This window comes from Pseudomonas cerasi (assembly GCF_027983475.1).
GTDB lineage: Bacteria > Pseudomonadota > Gammaproteobacteria > Pseudomonadales > Pseudomonadaceae > Aquipseudomonas > Aquipseudomonas cerasi.
Window position 1 is genome coordinate 1,832,566 of sequence record NZ_JAQJVM010000001.1, and the last position, 13,279, is coordinate 1,845,844.

Annotated in this window: 11 protein-coding genes and 1 riboswitch; of the genes, 5 read left to right on the forward strand and 6 right to left on the reverse strand. The window is 60.0% G+C overall.

Features of this window, described 5'->3' with window-relative positions; genetic code table 11:
* Window positions 1-113 precede the first annotated feature (113 nt).
* Window positions 114-728 carry a PAQR family membrane homeostasis protein TrhA gene (trhA, locus tag PI739_RS07980; RefSeq protein WP_003432091.1) on the forward strand — a complete coding sequence of 205 codons (615 nt, stop codon included), beginning with the start codon at window positions 114-116 and terminating at the stop codon, window positions 726-728.
* Window positions 729-834: 106 nt separating this feature from the next.
* On the opposite strand, the gene PI739_RS07985 is transcribed toward trhA, so the two are convergent.
* Together PI739_RS07985 and PI739_RS07990 are read right to left on the reverse strand one after the other, a co-directional pair.
* The gene (locus PI739_RS07985) at window positions 835-1,554 is read right to left on the reverse strand and encodes a 16S rRNA (uracil(1498)-N(3))-methyltransferase (RefSeq protein ID WP_003366101.1); all 720 of its coding nucleotides are present in this window, start codon (window positions 1,552-1,554) and stop codon (window positions 835-837) included.
* 134 nt (window positions 1,555-1,688) lie between these two features.
* The gene (locus tag PI739_RS07990) at window positions 1,689-3,095 is read right to left on the reverse strand and encodes an adenosylmethionine--8-amino-7-oxononanoate transaminase (protein ID WP_003366102.1); all 1,407 of its coding nucleotides are present in this window, start codon (window positions 3,093-3,095) and stop codon (window positions 1,689-1,691) included.
* A 209-nt stretch (window positions 3,096-3,304) separates the two neighbouring features.
* Between PI739_RS07990 and PI739_RS07995 the strand changes: the two genes are divergently transcribed.
* The 3 genes from PI739_RS07995 (at window position 3,305) to PI739_RS08005 (ending at window position 6,680) form a co-directional block, all read left to right on the forward strand.
* Window positions 3,305-5,179 carry a flavin monoamine oxidase family protein gene (locus PI739_RS07995; protein WP_054081275.1) on the forward strand — a complete coding sequence of 625 codons (1,875 nt, stop codon included), beginning with the start codon at window positions 3,305-3,307 and terminating at the stop codon, window positions 5,177-5,179.
* A 346-nt stretch (window positions 5,180-5,525) separates the two neighbouring features.
* Entirely contained in the window at window positions 5,526-6,074 is a 549-nt protein-coding gene (locus tag PI739_RS08000; RefSeq protein WP_054081276.1) for a cytochrome b, read from the forward strand.
* 27 nt (window positions 6,075-6,101) lie between these two features.
* Window positions 6,102-6,680, forward strand: coding sequence for a YceI family protein (locus tag PI739_RS08005; RefSeq protein ID WP_002551707.1), 579 nt, complete (start codon window positions 6,102-6,104; stop codon window positions 6,678-6,680).
* Window positions 6,681-6,957: 277 nt separating this feature from the next.
* On the opposite strand, the gene PI739_RS08010 is transcribed toward PI739_RS08005, so the two are convergent.
* The 3 genes from PI739_RS08010 to ahcY all read right to left on the reverse strand — a co-directional run bounded on the left by PI739_RS08010 (window position 6,958) and on the right by ahcY (window position 11,564).
* Window positions 6,958-8,847, reverse strand: coding sequence for an RNA helicase RhlE2 (locus PI739_RS08010; RefSeq protein WP_003366109.1), 1,890 nt, complete (start codon window positions 8,845-8,847; stop codon window positions 6,958-6,960).
* Window positions 8,848-9,158: 311 nt separating this feature from the next.
* The gene (gene metF / locus PI739_RS08015; RefSeq protein WP_044308697.1) at window positions 9,159-10,004 is read right to left on the reverse strand and encodes a methylenetetrahydrofolate reductase [NAD(P)H]; all 846 of its coding nucleotides are present in this window, start codon (window positions 10,002-10,004) and stop codon (window positions 9,159-9,161) included.
* Between the two features lie 150 nt (window positions 10,005-10,154).
* Window positions 10,155-11,564, reverse strand: coding sequence for an adenosylhomocysteinase (ahcY, locus tag PI739_RS08020; RefSeq protein ID WP_003366112.1), 1,410 nt, complete (start codon window positions 11,562-11,564; stop codon window positions 10,155-10,157).
* A 23-nt stretch (window positions 11,565-11,587) separates the two neighbouring features.
* Window positions 11,588-11,698, reverse strand: a riboswitch (S-adenosyl-L-homocysteine riboswitch).
* A 220-nt stretch (window positions 11,699-11,918) separates the two neighbouring features.
* On the opposite strand from ahcY, the gene PI739_RS08025 reads away from it, so the two are divergent.
* Window positions 11,919-12,314, forward strand: a complete 396-nt coding sequence (locus tag PI739_RS08025; RefSeq protein ID WP_003316713.1) for an acyl-CoA thioesterase — start codon at window positions 11,919-11,921, stop codon at window positions 12,312-12,314.
* 159 nt (window positions 12,315-12,473) lie between these two features.
* Here the strand turns inward: PI739_RS08025 and otnI are convergent, their stop codons facing one another.
* The gene (gene otnI, locus PI739_RS08030; protein WP_054081277.1) at window positions 12,474-13,259 is read right to left on the reverse strand and encodes a 2-oxo-tetronate isomerase; all 786 of its coding nucleotides are present in this window, start codon (window positions 13,257-13,259) and stop codon (window positions 12,474-12,476) included.
* Window positions 13,260-13,279: the final 20 nt, after the last annotated feature.

Below are 13,279 nucleotides of genomic sequence, written 5' to 3' on the forward strand. Positions count from 1 at the left end.
TCATGCGTCGATAGCTGCTTAAAATATCCGTCACTGACACGGGTGTTGCGGTTTGTTTCAATAACCCGGAGTCTCTGTTTCCAGTGTTTTCGCCACAAGAGGGTATCGAGCGGATGTACTACGGAGAAAAATTCAATGCCTGGTCGCACTTGGTCGGCGCTGTGCTGGCAGCCGTCGGTGCGATCTGGCTATTGGTCATGGCCAGCCTGCATGGCGATGTCTGGAAAGTGGTCAGCATGGCCATCTATGGTGCGTGTCTGGTGACGCTGTACAGCGTCTCGACGGTCTACCACAGCGTCAAGGGACGCTCGAAATCGATCATGCAGAAGGTCGACCACTTTTCGATCTATCTGATGATTGCCGGCAGCTACACCCCGTTCTGTCTGGTGACATTGCGCGGCGCATGGGGCTGGACCCTGTTCGGAATTGTCTGGGGGCTGGCGCTGATCGGCATCCTGCAAGAGATAAAACCGCGCTCCGAAGCGCGAATCATGTCCATCGTGATCTACGCCGTGATGGGCTGGATCGTGCTGGTGGCCGTCAAGCCACTGCTGGCTGCACTCGGTGTGTCGGGGTTCATCTGGCTGGCCGGAGGCGGCGTGCTGTACACCGTCGGCATCCTGTTCTTCGCCTACGACCAGATCCGCCACTTTCACGGTATCTGGCACCTGTTCGTCATCGGCGGCAGTTTGATGCACTTCGTGGCGATTTGTTTTTATGTGCTGTGAAAGTGGCCAGGTTCAGGCCTCAATGGCTGGGTAAATGCAAATCCTTGTGGGAGCGAGCCGGTGTCTGATTCTGAGCGTGCAGCGCGTTTGAGGACGCATCAAATGATCAAAAATCGCCCCACAGCTGTTGCGCCACGCTGAGCGCGACCACGGGAGCGGTTTCAGTGCGCAGCACGCGCGGGCCGAGGCGTGCGGCGTGGAAGCCGGCGTCTTGCGCCTGATCGACTTCCGCATCGTTCAGGCCGCCTTCCGGACCAATCAGAAAGGCCAGGCTGGCAGGCTTGTCATGACTGGTCAGAGGTTCAGCCACCGGGTGCAGGACCAGTTTCAGGTCGGCCTCGGTGTGCTTGATCCACTCGGCCAGCGGCATCGGCGCATGAATCACCGGCACCACGGAGCGGCCACATTGCTCGCAGGCGCTGATTGCGATCTGCTGCCAATGCGCCTGACGCTTCTCGGCACGTTCGTCCTTCAGGCGCACCTCGCAGCGTTCGCTGACAATCGGCGTAATTTCGCTGACGCCCAGTTCGGTGGCCTTTTGAATGGCCCAGTCCATCCGCTCGCCGCGCGACAGGCCCTGACCGAGATGAATGCGCAGGCCTGACTCTTGCTGCCCGGCAAAGCTCTCGGTGAGCTGTACATGCACGCGCTTCTTGCCGACTTCCAGCAAGGTGCCGCGAAACTCCTGGCCCGAACCGTCGAACAGTTGCAGCGCGTCACCTTCGGTCATGCGCAACACGCGGCTGATGTAATGCGCCTGGGCCTCAGGCAGTTCATGCTCGCCCAGACTCAGCGGCGTTTCAGTAAAAAAGCGGGACAGTCTCATGGTGTGTCTCGGTTCTGGTGTTCGTTTTGTGATGACGCATTCGCGAGCAAATGAAGGTCGCCCGGACAGGCCCCTGCCAGTGGGAGCGAGCTTGCTCGCGAAGGCGCCAGTCCGGCTACATTTAATTCCAGCCTTTAACCCGGATCCCTGAAGTCCGGATGAAAGTTCTCGCGCACGGCAACGCTGACGCTGCTACGTGTCGCGATATCAACGCCTTCGCTGGCCACTTCGGCGAGGAAGTCGATTTGCTCCGGCGTAATCACATACGGCGGCAGGAAATACACCACGCTGCCCAGTGGCCGCAGCAGTGCGCCACGCTCCAGCGCATGCTGGAAGACTTTCATGCCGCGGCGTTCCTGCCACGGGTAGGCGGTTTTGCTCGCCTTGTCCTGAACCATTTCGATGGCGATGGCCATGCCGGTCTGACGCACTTCCGCGACGTGCGGATGATCGGCCAGGTGCGCGGTGGCCGTCGCCATGCGTTGCGCCAGGGCCTTATTGTTTTCGATGACGTTGTCCTGCTCGAAGATATCCAGGGTCGCCAGCGCCGCCGCACAGGCCAGCGGGTTGCCGGTGTAGCTGTGCGAGTGCAGGAACGCACGCAGGGTCGGGTAGTCGTCGTAGAACGCGTCGTACACATCATCGGTGGTCAGGCAGGCCGCCAGCGGCAGGTAGCCACCGGTCAGTGCCTTGGACAGGCACAGGAAATCCGGACGGATGCCGGCCTGTTCGCAGGCGAACATGGTCCCGGTACGGCCGAAACCGACAGCGATTTCATCGTGGATCAGGTGCACGCCATAGCGGTCGCAGGCGTCGCGCAGCAGCTTTAGGTAGATCGGGTGATACATGCGCATGCCGCCCGCGCCCTGGATCAGCGGTTCGACGATCACCGCCGCAACGCTGGCGTGGTGTTCGGCAAGGGTCTGCTCCATGGCGACGAACATGTTGCGCGAATGCTCTTCCCAGCTCATGCCGTCCGGGCGGTGGTAGCAATCGGGGCTCGGCACTTTGATGGTATCGAGCAGCAACGCCTTGTAGGTTTCGGTGAACAGCGGCACGTCACCGACCGACATCGCCGCCATGGTCTCGCCGTGGTAGCTGTTGGTCAGGGTGACGAAGCGTTTCTTGTCCGGCTGGCCGCGATTGAGCCAGTAATGAAAGCTCATTTTCAGCGCGACTTCGATGCAAGACGAGCCGTTATCGGCGTAGAAGCAGCGGGTCAGGCCCTCGGGCGTGAGTTTGACCAGCCGTTCGGACAGTTCGATCACTGGCTGATGGCTGAAGCCGGCGAGGATCACATGCTCCAGCTGGTCGACCTGATCCTTGATGCGCTGATTGATGCGCGGGTTGGCGTGTCCGAAAACGTTGACCCACCAAGAGCTGACAGCGTCCAGATAACGCTTGCCCTCGAAGTCTTCAAGCCATACGCCTTCACCACGCTTGATCGGTATCAACGGCAGATTTTCGTGGTCTTTCATCTGGGTGCAGGGGTGCCACAGGACCTTCAGGTCACGCTGCATCCACTGGTCATTGAGGCCCATTTTCAATCTCCGGGTAGCGACTCGCCTGATGCGAGGACGAACAATCGCGCAAGCCTATGCAATGCCCGGCTGCGGAACAACCTTTGATGCAGTTTTAACGGGCGATGGACATTGCTGGCGGCTATTTGATGGCTCGCGTATCCTGCGCAGCGAGTCGATGTGTCGGGCTGACTTGCCCTATCTTCCCTATGTTTTCTGGAGTTCGCCGAATGCTTTCTGGTTGGCTGCGCGCCTGTGCGCTGATAGTGGCAGGGTTGGTCAGCGTTTCGACGCTCGCCGATGAAAAACAACGAACCGCCATTGTCGTCGGTGGTGGTCTGGCAGGTTTGACTGCCGCCTATGAACTGCAGGCCAAAGGCTGGCAGGTGACGGTGCTGGAAGCCAAGCCGAGTCTGGGTGGACGCTCCGGTCTGGCGACCAGCGAGTGGATCGGCAACACCAAGGCTCAGCCTGTGCTGAACCGTTACCTGGACAGCTTCAAGCTGACGACCGTGCCCGCGCCTGAATTCGTGCGCACGCCCAGCTACCTGATCGACGGCGTGTACTTCACCCAGGCTGACCTGGCCGTCAAACAGCCGGCGACCGCCGAAGCCATCAAGCGCTACAACGACACGCTGGACAACCTCGCGCGTTCGGTTGACGACCCGGAAAACCCGGCGTCCAACAGCACGCTGTTTGCGCTGGACCAGATCAACGTCGCCAACTGGCTGGACCGTCTTAACCTGCCTGCTACGGCGCGTCAGTTGATCAATCAGCAGATCCGTACCCGCTACGACGAGCCTTCGCGCCTGTCGTTGCTGTACCTCGCCCAGCAATCGCGGGTTTATCGCTCGGTTGACGAGCGTGACTTGCGTGCTGCGCGCCTGCCCGGAGGCAGTGCGGTGCTGACCCAGGCGTTCGTCAAGCAACTCAAGACCGTCAAGACCAACTCGCCGGTGACGGCAGTCGTCCAGGAGAAGGACAAGGTCACCGTCAAGGCTGGCGCGACCAGCTACACGGCGGATTACGTGGTCATGGCCGTGCCGTTGCGTTCGCTGGGCAAGATCCAGATGACGCCTGCGCTGGACGCTCAGCACATGGGCGCGATCAAGAGCACCAACTACGGCTGGCGCGACCAGATCATGCTCAAGTTCAAGACCCCGGTCTGGGACAGCAAGGCGCGCATGTCCGGTGAAGTGTTCAGTAACACCGGTCTGGGCATGTTGTGGGTAGAGCCGGCGCTTAAAGGTGGCGCCAACGTGGTGATCAACCTGTCGGGCGACAACGCGCGCATTATGCAGGCCTTCGGCGACAAGCAGATGGTCGATCAGGTGCTGATCCGTCTGCATGCGTTCTACCCTGAAGCACGCGGTGCGTACACCGGCTATGAAATCCGCCGCTACAGCGTCGATCCGTCCACTGGCGGTTCTTACCTGGCGTTCGGCCCCGGTCAGATCAGCAAATACTGGCGTCTGTGGGAACGGCCGATTCTGCGTGTAGCCTTTGCTGGCGAGCACACCGACACCTTGTACCCCGGCACTCTGGAAGGCGCCCTGCGCAGTGGTCAGCGTGCAGCCGGTCAGGTGCAGGATCTGGCCGCTGGCAAGTCGTTCGAACCGGTCAAGGTTGCACCGCCGAAAGCACCGGCCCCGGCTTCGCAGAAGTCCGAAGGCAATTTCTTCAGCAATCTGTTCGGTGGTTCCTCCGACAAGCCGGCCGAACCTGCCAAGCCGCAGGCTGACAAGCCAGGCTTCTTCTCGCGCCTGTTCGGTGGTGATGAAGCACCGGCCCCGGCCCCTGCTCCGGCAGAGAAGGCTGTAGAGCCTGCTCCAGCGCCTGCACCGGCTGCCGCTCCGGCACCCGTGGTTGCGCCGGTTGTCCAGCCTGCCACGCCACCGGTAAAAGCCGAGCCAGCGAAGAAGCCGGCGACCAAGACCGAGCCTGCGAAGAAAGTGCAGAGCAAGGAAGCGGCCAGGAAAGAAGCGGCTAAAAAAGAGGCTGCGAAGAAGGAAGCGGCCAAAAAAGAGGCCGCGAAAAAGGCTCAGAGCAAACCGGCTCCCGCCAAGACCCCTGCTGAAGCAGCGCCTGCAGACGCCAATAACTGACCGTCCGATGGCTGACTGAAAGGGATGCGGTTCATACCGCATCCCTTTTTTATGCGTGCTCGATTCGTTCTATCCCTGTGCTCAGGCCTGATGGTGCCGTTCATCGGCATCGAAAGGCCGATGGTCATTGCAAAGTGTTACTGACGGCAAATTATCGGGATGCTGCTGCAGCGCGGACAACTTGACACTGCTCAACAGTGGTTCAGGTGTTGAGGGAAGCAACAGAATCGAGGTACGAACTGCCCACCAGACCTATCGTATTGTTCGATACGTCCGAGCGAAATTTTGCGCTTTCATTCGATAGATAAAAAGCTAGTCTGGTAACACTTCTGACAAGGTACTGGTAATGCAGCTACGTAATTCATCCTCTCGCTACGGTCTGGTCAGCATGGTGCTGCACTGGGGTGTGGCTGCTGTCGTGTTTGGAATGTTTGCGCTGGGGCTGTGGATGGTCGGGCTGGATTACTACGATACGTGGCGCAAGGCGGGCCCTGATCTGCACAAGAGCATCGGCATCACGCTGTTTGCGATCATGCTGATCCGCGTGGTCTGGCGTCTGCTCAGTCCGCCACCGCCGCCGTTGACCAGCTACAGTAAGTTGACGCGCATCGGTGCTGCATTCGGCCATCTGTTTTTGTACGTCGCACTGTTTGCCGTGATGTTCGCCGGGTACCTCATTTCCACCGCCGACGGCGTGGGGATTCCGGTATTCGGCCTGTTCGATGTGCCCGCGCTGGTGTCGGGCCTTCCTGATCAGGCAGAAACGGCGGGCTGGATTCACCTGTATCTGGCCTGGATCATCGTGATATTCGCGGGGCTCCATGGTCTTGCTGCATTGAAACACCACTTCATCGATCGCGATGTGACCCTCAAGCGCATGCTGGGTCGTAATTGATTGTTCAACCAAAACGGGAATAAAAGCATGTTGAAGAAGTCTCTCGCCGCTCTGGCTCTGGGTACCGCACTGTTGTCTGCTGGCCAGGCCATGGCCGCCGACTACGTTATCGACAAGGAAGGTCAACACGCATTCGTTGACTTCAAGATCAGCCACCTGGGCTACAGCTTCATTCACGGTACCTTCAAGGACTGGGACGGCACGTTCAGCTTCGACGCTGCCAAGCCTGAAGCCAGCAAAATCAATGTCGAGCTGAAAACCGCCAGCCTGTTCACCAACCACGCCGAGCGCGACAAGCACATCTCCAGCAAGGATTTCCTGGACGTTGCCAAATACCCGGAAGCCAAATTCGTTTCCACCGCAGTCAAATCGACTGGCGAGAAAACGGCTGACGTCACTGGCGACCTGACCCTGCACGGCGTGACCAAGCCAATCGTCATCAAGGCAACCTTCAACGGCGAAGGCAAGGATCCGTGGGGCGGCTACCGTGCCGGCTTCAACGGTACTTCGACGCTGAACCTGAACGACTTCGGCATCAAGGGCCCAGGCCCGACGTCGCAGACGCTGGATCTGGACATCAGCTTCGAAGGCGTACAGAAGAAGTAATTGCACGCTTGATCGACAGAACGCCGACCCTTGGGTCGGCGTTTTTGTGGGTGCGATGAAACTTCCTGAGATGACTATCGTGCCAATGCTCCGCGTTGGCATGCATTTCGTGACGCTCTGCGTCACAGATCGGCGCTGCGCCACCCGCTTAAGATCGGACGCGGAGCGTCCAGGGCTGCGCTACCACGCGGAGCGTGGGAGCGATGATCAACATCCTCCGGGCCCACAAACAAAAACGCCCCGAACAGGTAGGGGCGTTTTTAGTGTTGCGTGGCTGTCAGCTGTCGCGGTTGCGGGTCAGCAGGGCCGGTTTTTCACCGCGTGGGCGGCTCGGCAACTGGTCCAGTTGCTCGGCAGACGGGAAACGGTCGATCTTGGATTCCTTGTGCACGATCTTCGGCTGAGGCTGGCCGTCGCGTGGTGCGCGTGCGGCTGGCTCCTGACCTTCACGTGGCAAAGGCTGGTCTTCACGTGCCGGGCGACGGCCACGTGGCTGACCATCACGCGAGCGTGGTGCCGATGAACCCGAGCCGTTGCGCTTTGGTGCGCCGCTGCCGGAGCCGTTACGAGCGCCACCGGCAGGACGACCCTGGTTGGCCGGGCGAGCTGCGCCGCCAGCGGCCGGTGCGGCTGCACCAGGCGCGGCAGCAGGGCGACGACCACGGTTCTGACCTTTGCCCTGATAAGGACTGACGTAGTCAGCGCGATTGCCGAAGTTGTCTACTTCGTCGTCGCGAAACTCGTCTGGCGCACGATCGGCTGCCGGACGCGGTATGGCGGGTTGCGATGCACGCTGTTCGCTGCGAGGCGTGCCCTCACGAGGTTTTTTTTCGCGTGGCTGCCTTGCAGGGCGTTCGCCAGTAGCGGATGCAGCGGCAGGTTTTTCCTTGCCTTTATCCTTGCCCTTGTCGCGACGACCACCGTTGTTCTTGTCACCATCGCCACGTGCAGGGCGTGCGCCACGCGAGTTTCGAACATCCGGACGCTCACGCACTTCCGGCTTCTCAGCCTCGACTGCTGTGATGTCGAAGCCCATCAGGTCGCCGTCGGCGATCTTCTGCTTGGTCATGCGCTCGATGCTTTTGAGCAGCTTCTCTTCGTCCGGCGCAACCAGCGAAATGGCTTCACCGGAGCGACCGGCACGGCCGGTACGACCGATACGGTGAACGTAGTCTTCGTCGACGTTGGGCAGCTCGAAGTTGACGACATGCGGCAACTGATCGATATCCAGGCCGCGTGCGGCGATATCGGTCGCGACCATGATGCGTACATCACCCGCCTTGAAGTCGGCCAGTGCCTTGGTACGGGCGTTCTGGCTCTTGTTGCCGTGGATCGCGACAGCCGCGAGGCCGTGCTTGTCCAGGTACTCGGCCAGACGGTTGGCACCGTGCTTGGTGCGGGTGAAGACCAGCACCTGTTCCCAGGCGCCGACAGTGATCAAATGCGCGAGCAGCGAACGCTTGTGGTTGGCTGCCAGGCGGAAAACCCGTTGCTCGATACGCTCGACCGTGGTGTTCGGCGGCGTGACTTCGATGCGCTCTGGGTTGTGCAGCAGCTTGCCGGCCAACGACGTGATGTCATTGGAGAAGGTAGCCGAGAACAGCAGGTTCTGGCGCTTGGCCGGCAGCCGCGCGAGGACCTTCTTGACGTCATGCACGAAGCCCATGTCGAGCATCCGGTCTGCTTCATCGAGCACCAGGATTTCGACGTGGGACAGGTCGACACTGCCTTGACCGGCCAGGTCGAGCAGGCGGCCAGGGCAGGCCACCAGGACGTCCACACCACGGGACATGGCCTGAACCTGAGGGTTCATGCCGACGCCGCCGAAGATGCAGGCGCTGACGAATTTCAGGTCGCGGGCATAGAGCTTGAAGCTCTCGTGCACCTGTGCGGCCAGTTCGCGGGTCGGGGTCAGGACCAGAACGCGTGGTTGACGCGGGCCGTGACGCTGGGATTTGTCCGGAACACCATTGGGAAACAGCCGCTCCAGAATAGGGAGGGCGAAACCACCGGTTTTACCAGTACCGGTCTGTGCCGCAACCATCAGGTCGCGACCTTGCAACACGGCGGGAATGGCCCGCTGTTGCACGGGGGTAGGCTGGGTATAGCCCGCTGCCTCGATGGCGCGGACTAAAGCCTCGGAGAGACCGAGGGAAGCAAAGGACATGAGTAATCCTGTTCTGTTGGAGCTTAAGCTCAAGGGATGTCTTGCCTGGCGCGAATGGCGTGTAAAGACAACGCGATCCCGTCCGGTCCTGCCGGGTCTTCAGTGCATTCCGTGACGTCTGCGCTTGATGAAAATTGCGCTGTTGGCGTGAACGGATGACGATTGCAAGACCGGGCGTCCGGGCGTAAGCCTGGCGGGAAGGCTGGAGTATAACAGAGCGAGCGCAATACGCCGCTTTCCTGCTGCCCAACGGTGTATGAGGCCGCGATCCCCCGGAAATTACCGGTCGGACCGCGGTGCCGCAGCCGTTTTCAGCGTGGCAGTTGCAGGTTGTTCCACACCGCCAGGCTCGGCTCTGCCTGGTTCAGCGTGTAGAAATGCAGGCCGGGGGCGCCGCCTTGCAGCAGTCGTTCGCACATCTGCGTGATGACTTCTTCGCCAAACGCCTGGATGCTTTGCACGTCATCGCCGTAGGCTTCCAGCTGTTTGCGGATCCAGCGCGGGATTTCCGCACCGCAGGCATCCGAGAAACGCGCCAGCTTGCTGTAGTTGGTGATCGGCATGATGCCCGGCACGATCGGAATGCTGACGCCCATCTTCTCGACCCGCTCGACGAAGTTGAAATAGCTGTCGGCGTTGAAGAAGTACTGCGTGATCGCACTGTCGGCGCCGGCGTTGGCCTTGTTGACGAAGTGCTTGAGGTCGTCTTCGAAATTGCGCGCCTGTGGATGCATTTCCGGGTAGGCGGCGACTTCGATGTGGAAATGGCTGCCGCTTTCCTGGCGAATGAAGCTCACCAGGTCATTGGCGTGACGCAGCTCACCGCTGGCCATGCCCATGCCGGAAGGCAGGTCGCCGCGCAGTGCCACGATGCGTTTGATGCCCGCATCCTTGTACTGCGTCAACAGGTTGCGCAGGTCGTCCTTGCTGTCGCCCACGCAGGACAAATGCGGTGCAGCAGGGACTTTGATCTCGTTTTCCAGCTGCAGCACGGTATTGAGCGTGCGGTCGCGGGTCGAGCCACCGGCACCATAGGTGCAGGAGAAAAAATCGGGGTTGTACGTAGCGAGCTGACGAGCAACGGTCAGCAGCTTTTCATGTCCAGCGTCGGTCTTGGTAGGAAAGAACTCGAAGCTGAAGCGGCGTTCTTGAGACATGGAGCCGATCTCGTCGTAGGAGCGAACTTGTTCGCGAAAAGGCCGGAACGGCCTTCAGATACTGAGCATCACCGGGGCAGCGAGTGCTGCCGGTGATGGCTGATCACGCTCGATCCGCTTCTGCGTAAGAAGCGGACCGAGCCTGCTCAATCAGTAGCGATACGCGTGCGGCTTGAACGGACCTTCGACGGTCACGCCGATGTAATCGGCCTGGGTCTTGGTCAGCTTGGTCACAACGCCGCCGAAGCCGCGGACCATTTCCAGGGCCACTTCTTCGTCGAGTTTCTTCGGCAGCACTTCAACGGTCAGACGCTCGGCTTTCTTGGCCGGTGCCAGGTCGGCGTACTTCTGCTCGAAGAGGAAGATCTGCGCCAGAACCTGGTTGGCGAACGAGCCATCCATGATGCGGCTTGGGTGGCCAGTGGCGTTACCCAGGTTTACCAGACGGCCTTCGGCCAGCAGGATCAGGTAGTCGTCGTTCTGTGCGTCGAACGAGCCTGGGCCGGTACGATGGATCTTGTGAACCTGTGGCTTCACTTCTTCCCATGCCCAGTTCTTGCGCATGAAAGCGGTGTCGATTTCGTTGTCGAAGTGACCGATGTTGCACACCACAGCGCGCTTTTTCAGCGCCTTGAGCATGTTGGAGTCGCAAACGTTGACGTTACCGGTGGTGGTCACGATCAGGTCGATCTTGCCCAACAGTGCCTTGTCGATGCTCGCTTCGGTGCCGTCGTTCTCACCGTCGATGAACGGCGAAACCAGCTCGAAACCGTCCATGCAGGCCTGCATGGCGCAGATCGGGTCGACTTCGGTCACTTTGACGATCATGCCTTCCTGACGCAGGGACTGGGCCGAGCCCTTGCCCACGTCACCGTAGCCGATCACCAGCGCCTGCTTGCCGGACAGCAAGTGGTCGGTGCCGCGCTTGATGGCGTCGTTCAGGCTGTGACGGCAGCCGTACTTGTTGTCGTTCTTGCTCTTGGTCACCGAGTCATTGACGTTGATGGCCGGGATTTTCAACTCGCCCTTGGCCAGCATGTCCAGCAGGCGGTGAACGCCAGTGGTGGTTTCTTCGGTGACGCCGTGGATCTTGTCCAGCATCGCCGGGTATTTCTTGTGGATGATCTCGGTCAGGTCGCCGCCGTCGTCGAGGATCATGTTGGCGTCCCATGGCTGGCCATCCTTGAGGATGGTCTGCTCGATGCACCACTCGTATTCTTCTTCGGTTTCGCCTTTCCAGGCGAACACAGGAATGCCGGCAGCAGCGATGGCCGCAGCAGCCTGGTCCTGAGTGGAGAAAATGTTGCACGACGACCAGCGAACTTCGGCACCCAGGGCAACCAGGGTTTCGATCAGTACGGCGGTCTGAATGGTCATGTGGATGCAGCCGAGAATCTTCGCGCCTTTCAGCGGCTGATCACCAGCGTATTTGCGACGCAGACCCATCAGGGCAGGCATTTCGGATTCGGCGATGATGGTTTCGCGGCGACCCCAGGCGGCCAGGGAAATATCGGCAACCTTGTAGTCATTGAATTCTGCGGGCGTCATTACAGCACTCATTGAGAGTCTCCATTCCATAAAAATGCGAATGGGCGCCGTTGTGCGTTTAAGGTTTGCCGGTCGAGGATCGTCCTGGCAAACAACGCCCCATCCGAGCCTGACAGGGAAAACCTGCTGCAGCGCCCCTCGGACAGGTGGCGGGAACGGTATCAAGCGTAGATGACCGTTTTGAAACGTTTGGCAGTATAGCGGTGCTCGCGATTCTACCCAAGGCTTTCTGTCGGTTTAAAGGCCATCCAATTGCCATCTGTCTGTAATAGGGTCGATGCACAGTCGCTATCACGCAGGCATGGGCGCGGGTCGCCGGCTCTGCCATCATGCAGCTATCCATCGGCCAGACGCTCAGGAGTGACCATGAATTTCCACACCCGCAAGTGGGTAAAGCCCGAAGACCTCAACCCCAACGGCACGTTGTTCGGCGGCAGCCTGCTGCGCTGGATCGATGAAGAGGCGGCGATCTACGCGATCGTTCAACTGGGTAATCAGCGGGTGGTCACCAAGTACATCTCTGAAATCAACTTCGTCAGTGCCTCGCGCCAGGGCGACATCATCGAACTGGGTATCACCGCCACGGATTTCGGTCGTACCTCGATCACCCTAAAATGCCAGGTGCGCAACAAGATCACCCGCAAGAGCATTCTGACCGTCGACAAGATTGTCTTCGTCAACCTCGACGAAGACGGTCAGCCTGCGCCGCATGGGCGGACTGAAATCCGCTACATCAAGGACCAGTTCGACGTAGAGGACTGATACCTCTTCAAGATCGGACGCGGAGCGTCCAGAACGGCATGCGACGCGGAGCGTCGCACGATAGTGTTTTCCCGGGCACGACAGTTACAGAATGATCGTTCCTCACGCTCCGCGTGGGAATGCCGTTCACGACGCTCCGCGTCGTCCATCCTGCTGGTTTCAGCCCCTGGCTTGTAACTCGCGCAACCACGCCAGACCCACGCTGGTATCGCCTTTCGGACGGTATTCGCAGCCGATCCAGCCGCTGTAGCCCAGTTCGTCGATGACGTTGAACAGGTGCTCGTAGTTCAGTTCGCCCAGATCCGGCTCATGGCGATCCGGTACCCCGGCGATCTGAATATGACCAATGCCTGCAAAGTCGCGACGCAGCTTGCTGGTCAGGTCACCTTCGACGATCTGGCAGTGGTAGCAGTCGAACTGCACCTTCAGGTTGTCGGCACCCACCAGCTTGCAGATGTCCTGTGCCTGATCCTGACGGTTGAGGAAGAAGCCCGGCATGTCGCGGGTGTTGATCGGCTCGATCAGAATCGTGACCCCTGCGCCCTTGGCTTGCTCAGCCGCGAACGCGAGGTTTTCCAGATAGACCGCCTGATGACGCTCACGCAAGCTTTCATCGGCCAGCAAGCCAGCCATGACATGCACTCGGTCATTGCCCAGCACCTGCGCATATTCCAAGGCCTGCTCGATACCGCTGCGAAATTCCGCTTCACGGCCCGGCAGCGTTGCAATGCCTCGCTCGCCTGCCTCCCAGTCGCCCGGCGGAGCGTTGAACAGCGCCTGCACCAGACCGTTGTCGCTCAGGCGCTGCTTGAGTTCCTGAGTGCCGTAGGCGTAAGGGAACAGGTACTCGACCGCGCCGAAACCATCGGCAGCGGCTGCGGCGAAGCGCTCAAGAAAATCATGCTGCGGGTACAGCATGCTGAGGTTGGCGGCAAAACGAGGCATGTTAACTCCAGTCTTCAAAG

What these genes read in the sequence shown, in the direction of transcription:
- trhA (WP_003432091.1), top strand. Translation starts at nt 114, where the DNA reads ATGTACTACGGAGAAAAATTCAATGCCTGGTCGCACTTGGTCGGCGCT.
- PI739_RS07985 (WP_003366101.1), bottom strand. Translation starts at nt 1,554, where the DNA reads ATGAGACTGTCCCGCTTTTTTACTGAAACGCCGCTGAGTCTGGGCGAG.
- PI739_RS07990 (WP_003366102.1), bottom strand. Translation starts at nt 3,095, where the DNA reads ATGGGCCTCAATGACCAGTGGATGCAGCGTGACCTGAAGGTCCTGTGG.
- PI739_RS07995 (WP_054081275.1), top strand. Translation starts at nt 3,305, where the DNA reads ATGCTTTCTGGTTGGCTGCGCGCCTGTGCGCTGATAGTGGCAGGGTTG.
- PI739_RS08000 (WP_054081276.1), top strand. Translation starts at nt 5,526, where the DNA reads ATGCAGCTACGTAATTCATCCTCTCGCTACGGTCTGGTCAGCATGGTG.
- PI739_RS08005 (WP_002551707.1), top strand. Translation starts at nt 6,102, where the DNA reads ATGTTGAAGAAGTCTCTCGCCGCTCTGGCTCTGGGTACCGCACTGTTG.
- PI739_RS08010 (WP_003366109.1), bottom strand. Translation starts at nt 8,847, where the DNA reads ATGTCCTTTGCTTCCCTCGGTCTCTCCGAGGCTTTAGTCCGCGCCATC.
- metF (WP_044308697.1), bottom strand. Translation starts at nt 10,004, where the DNA reads ATGTCTCAAGAACGCCGCTTCAGCTTCGAGTTCTTTCCTACCAAGACC.
- ahcY (WP_003366112.1), bottom strand. Translation starts at nt 11,564, where the DNA reads ATGAGTGCTGTAATGACGCCCGCAGAATTCAATGACTACAAGGTTGCC.
- PI739_RS08025 (WP_003316713.1), top strand. Translation starts at nt 11,919, where the DNA reads ATGAATTTCCACACCCGCAAGTGGGTAAAGCCCGAAGACCTCAACCCC.
- otnI (WP_054081277.1), bottom strand. Translation starts at nt 13,259, where the DNA reads ATGCCTCGTTTTGCCGCCAACCTCAGCATGCTGTACCCGCAGCATGAT.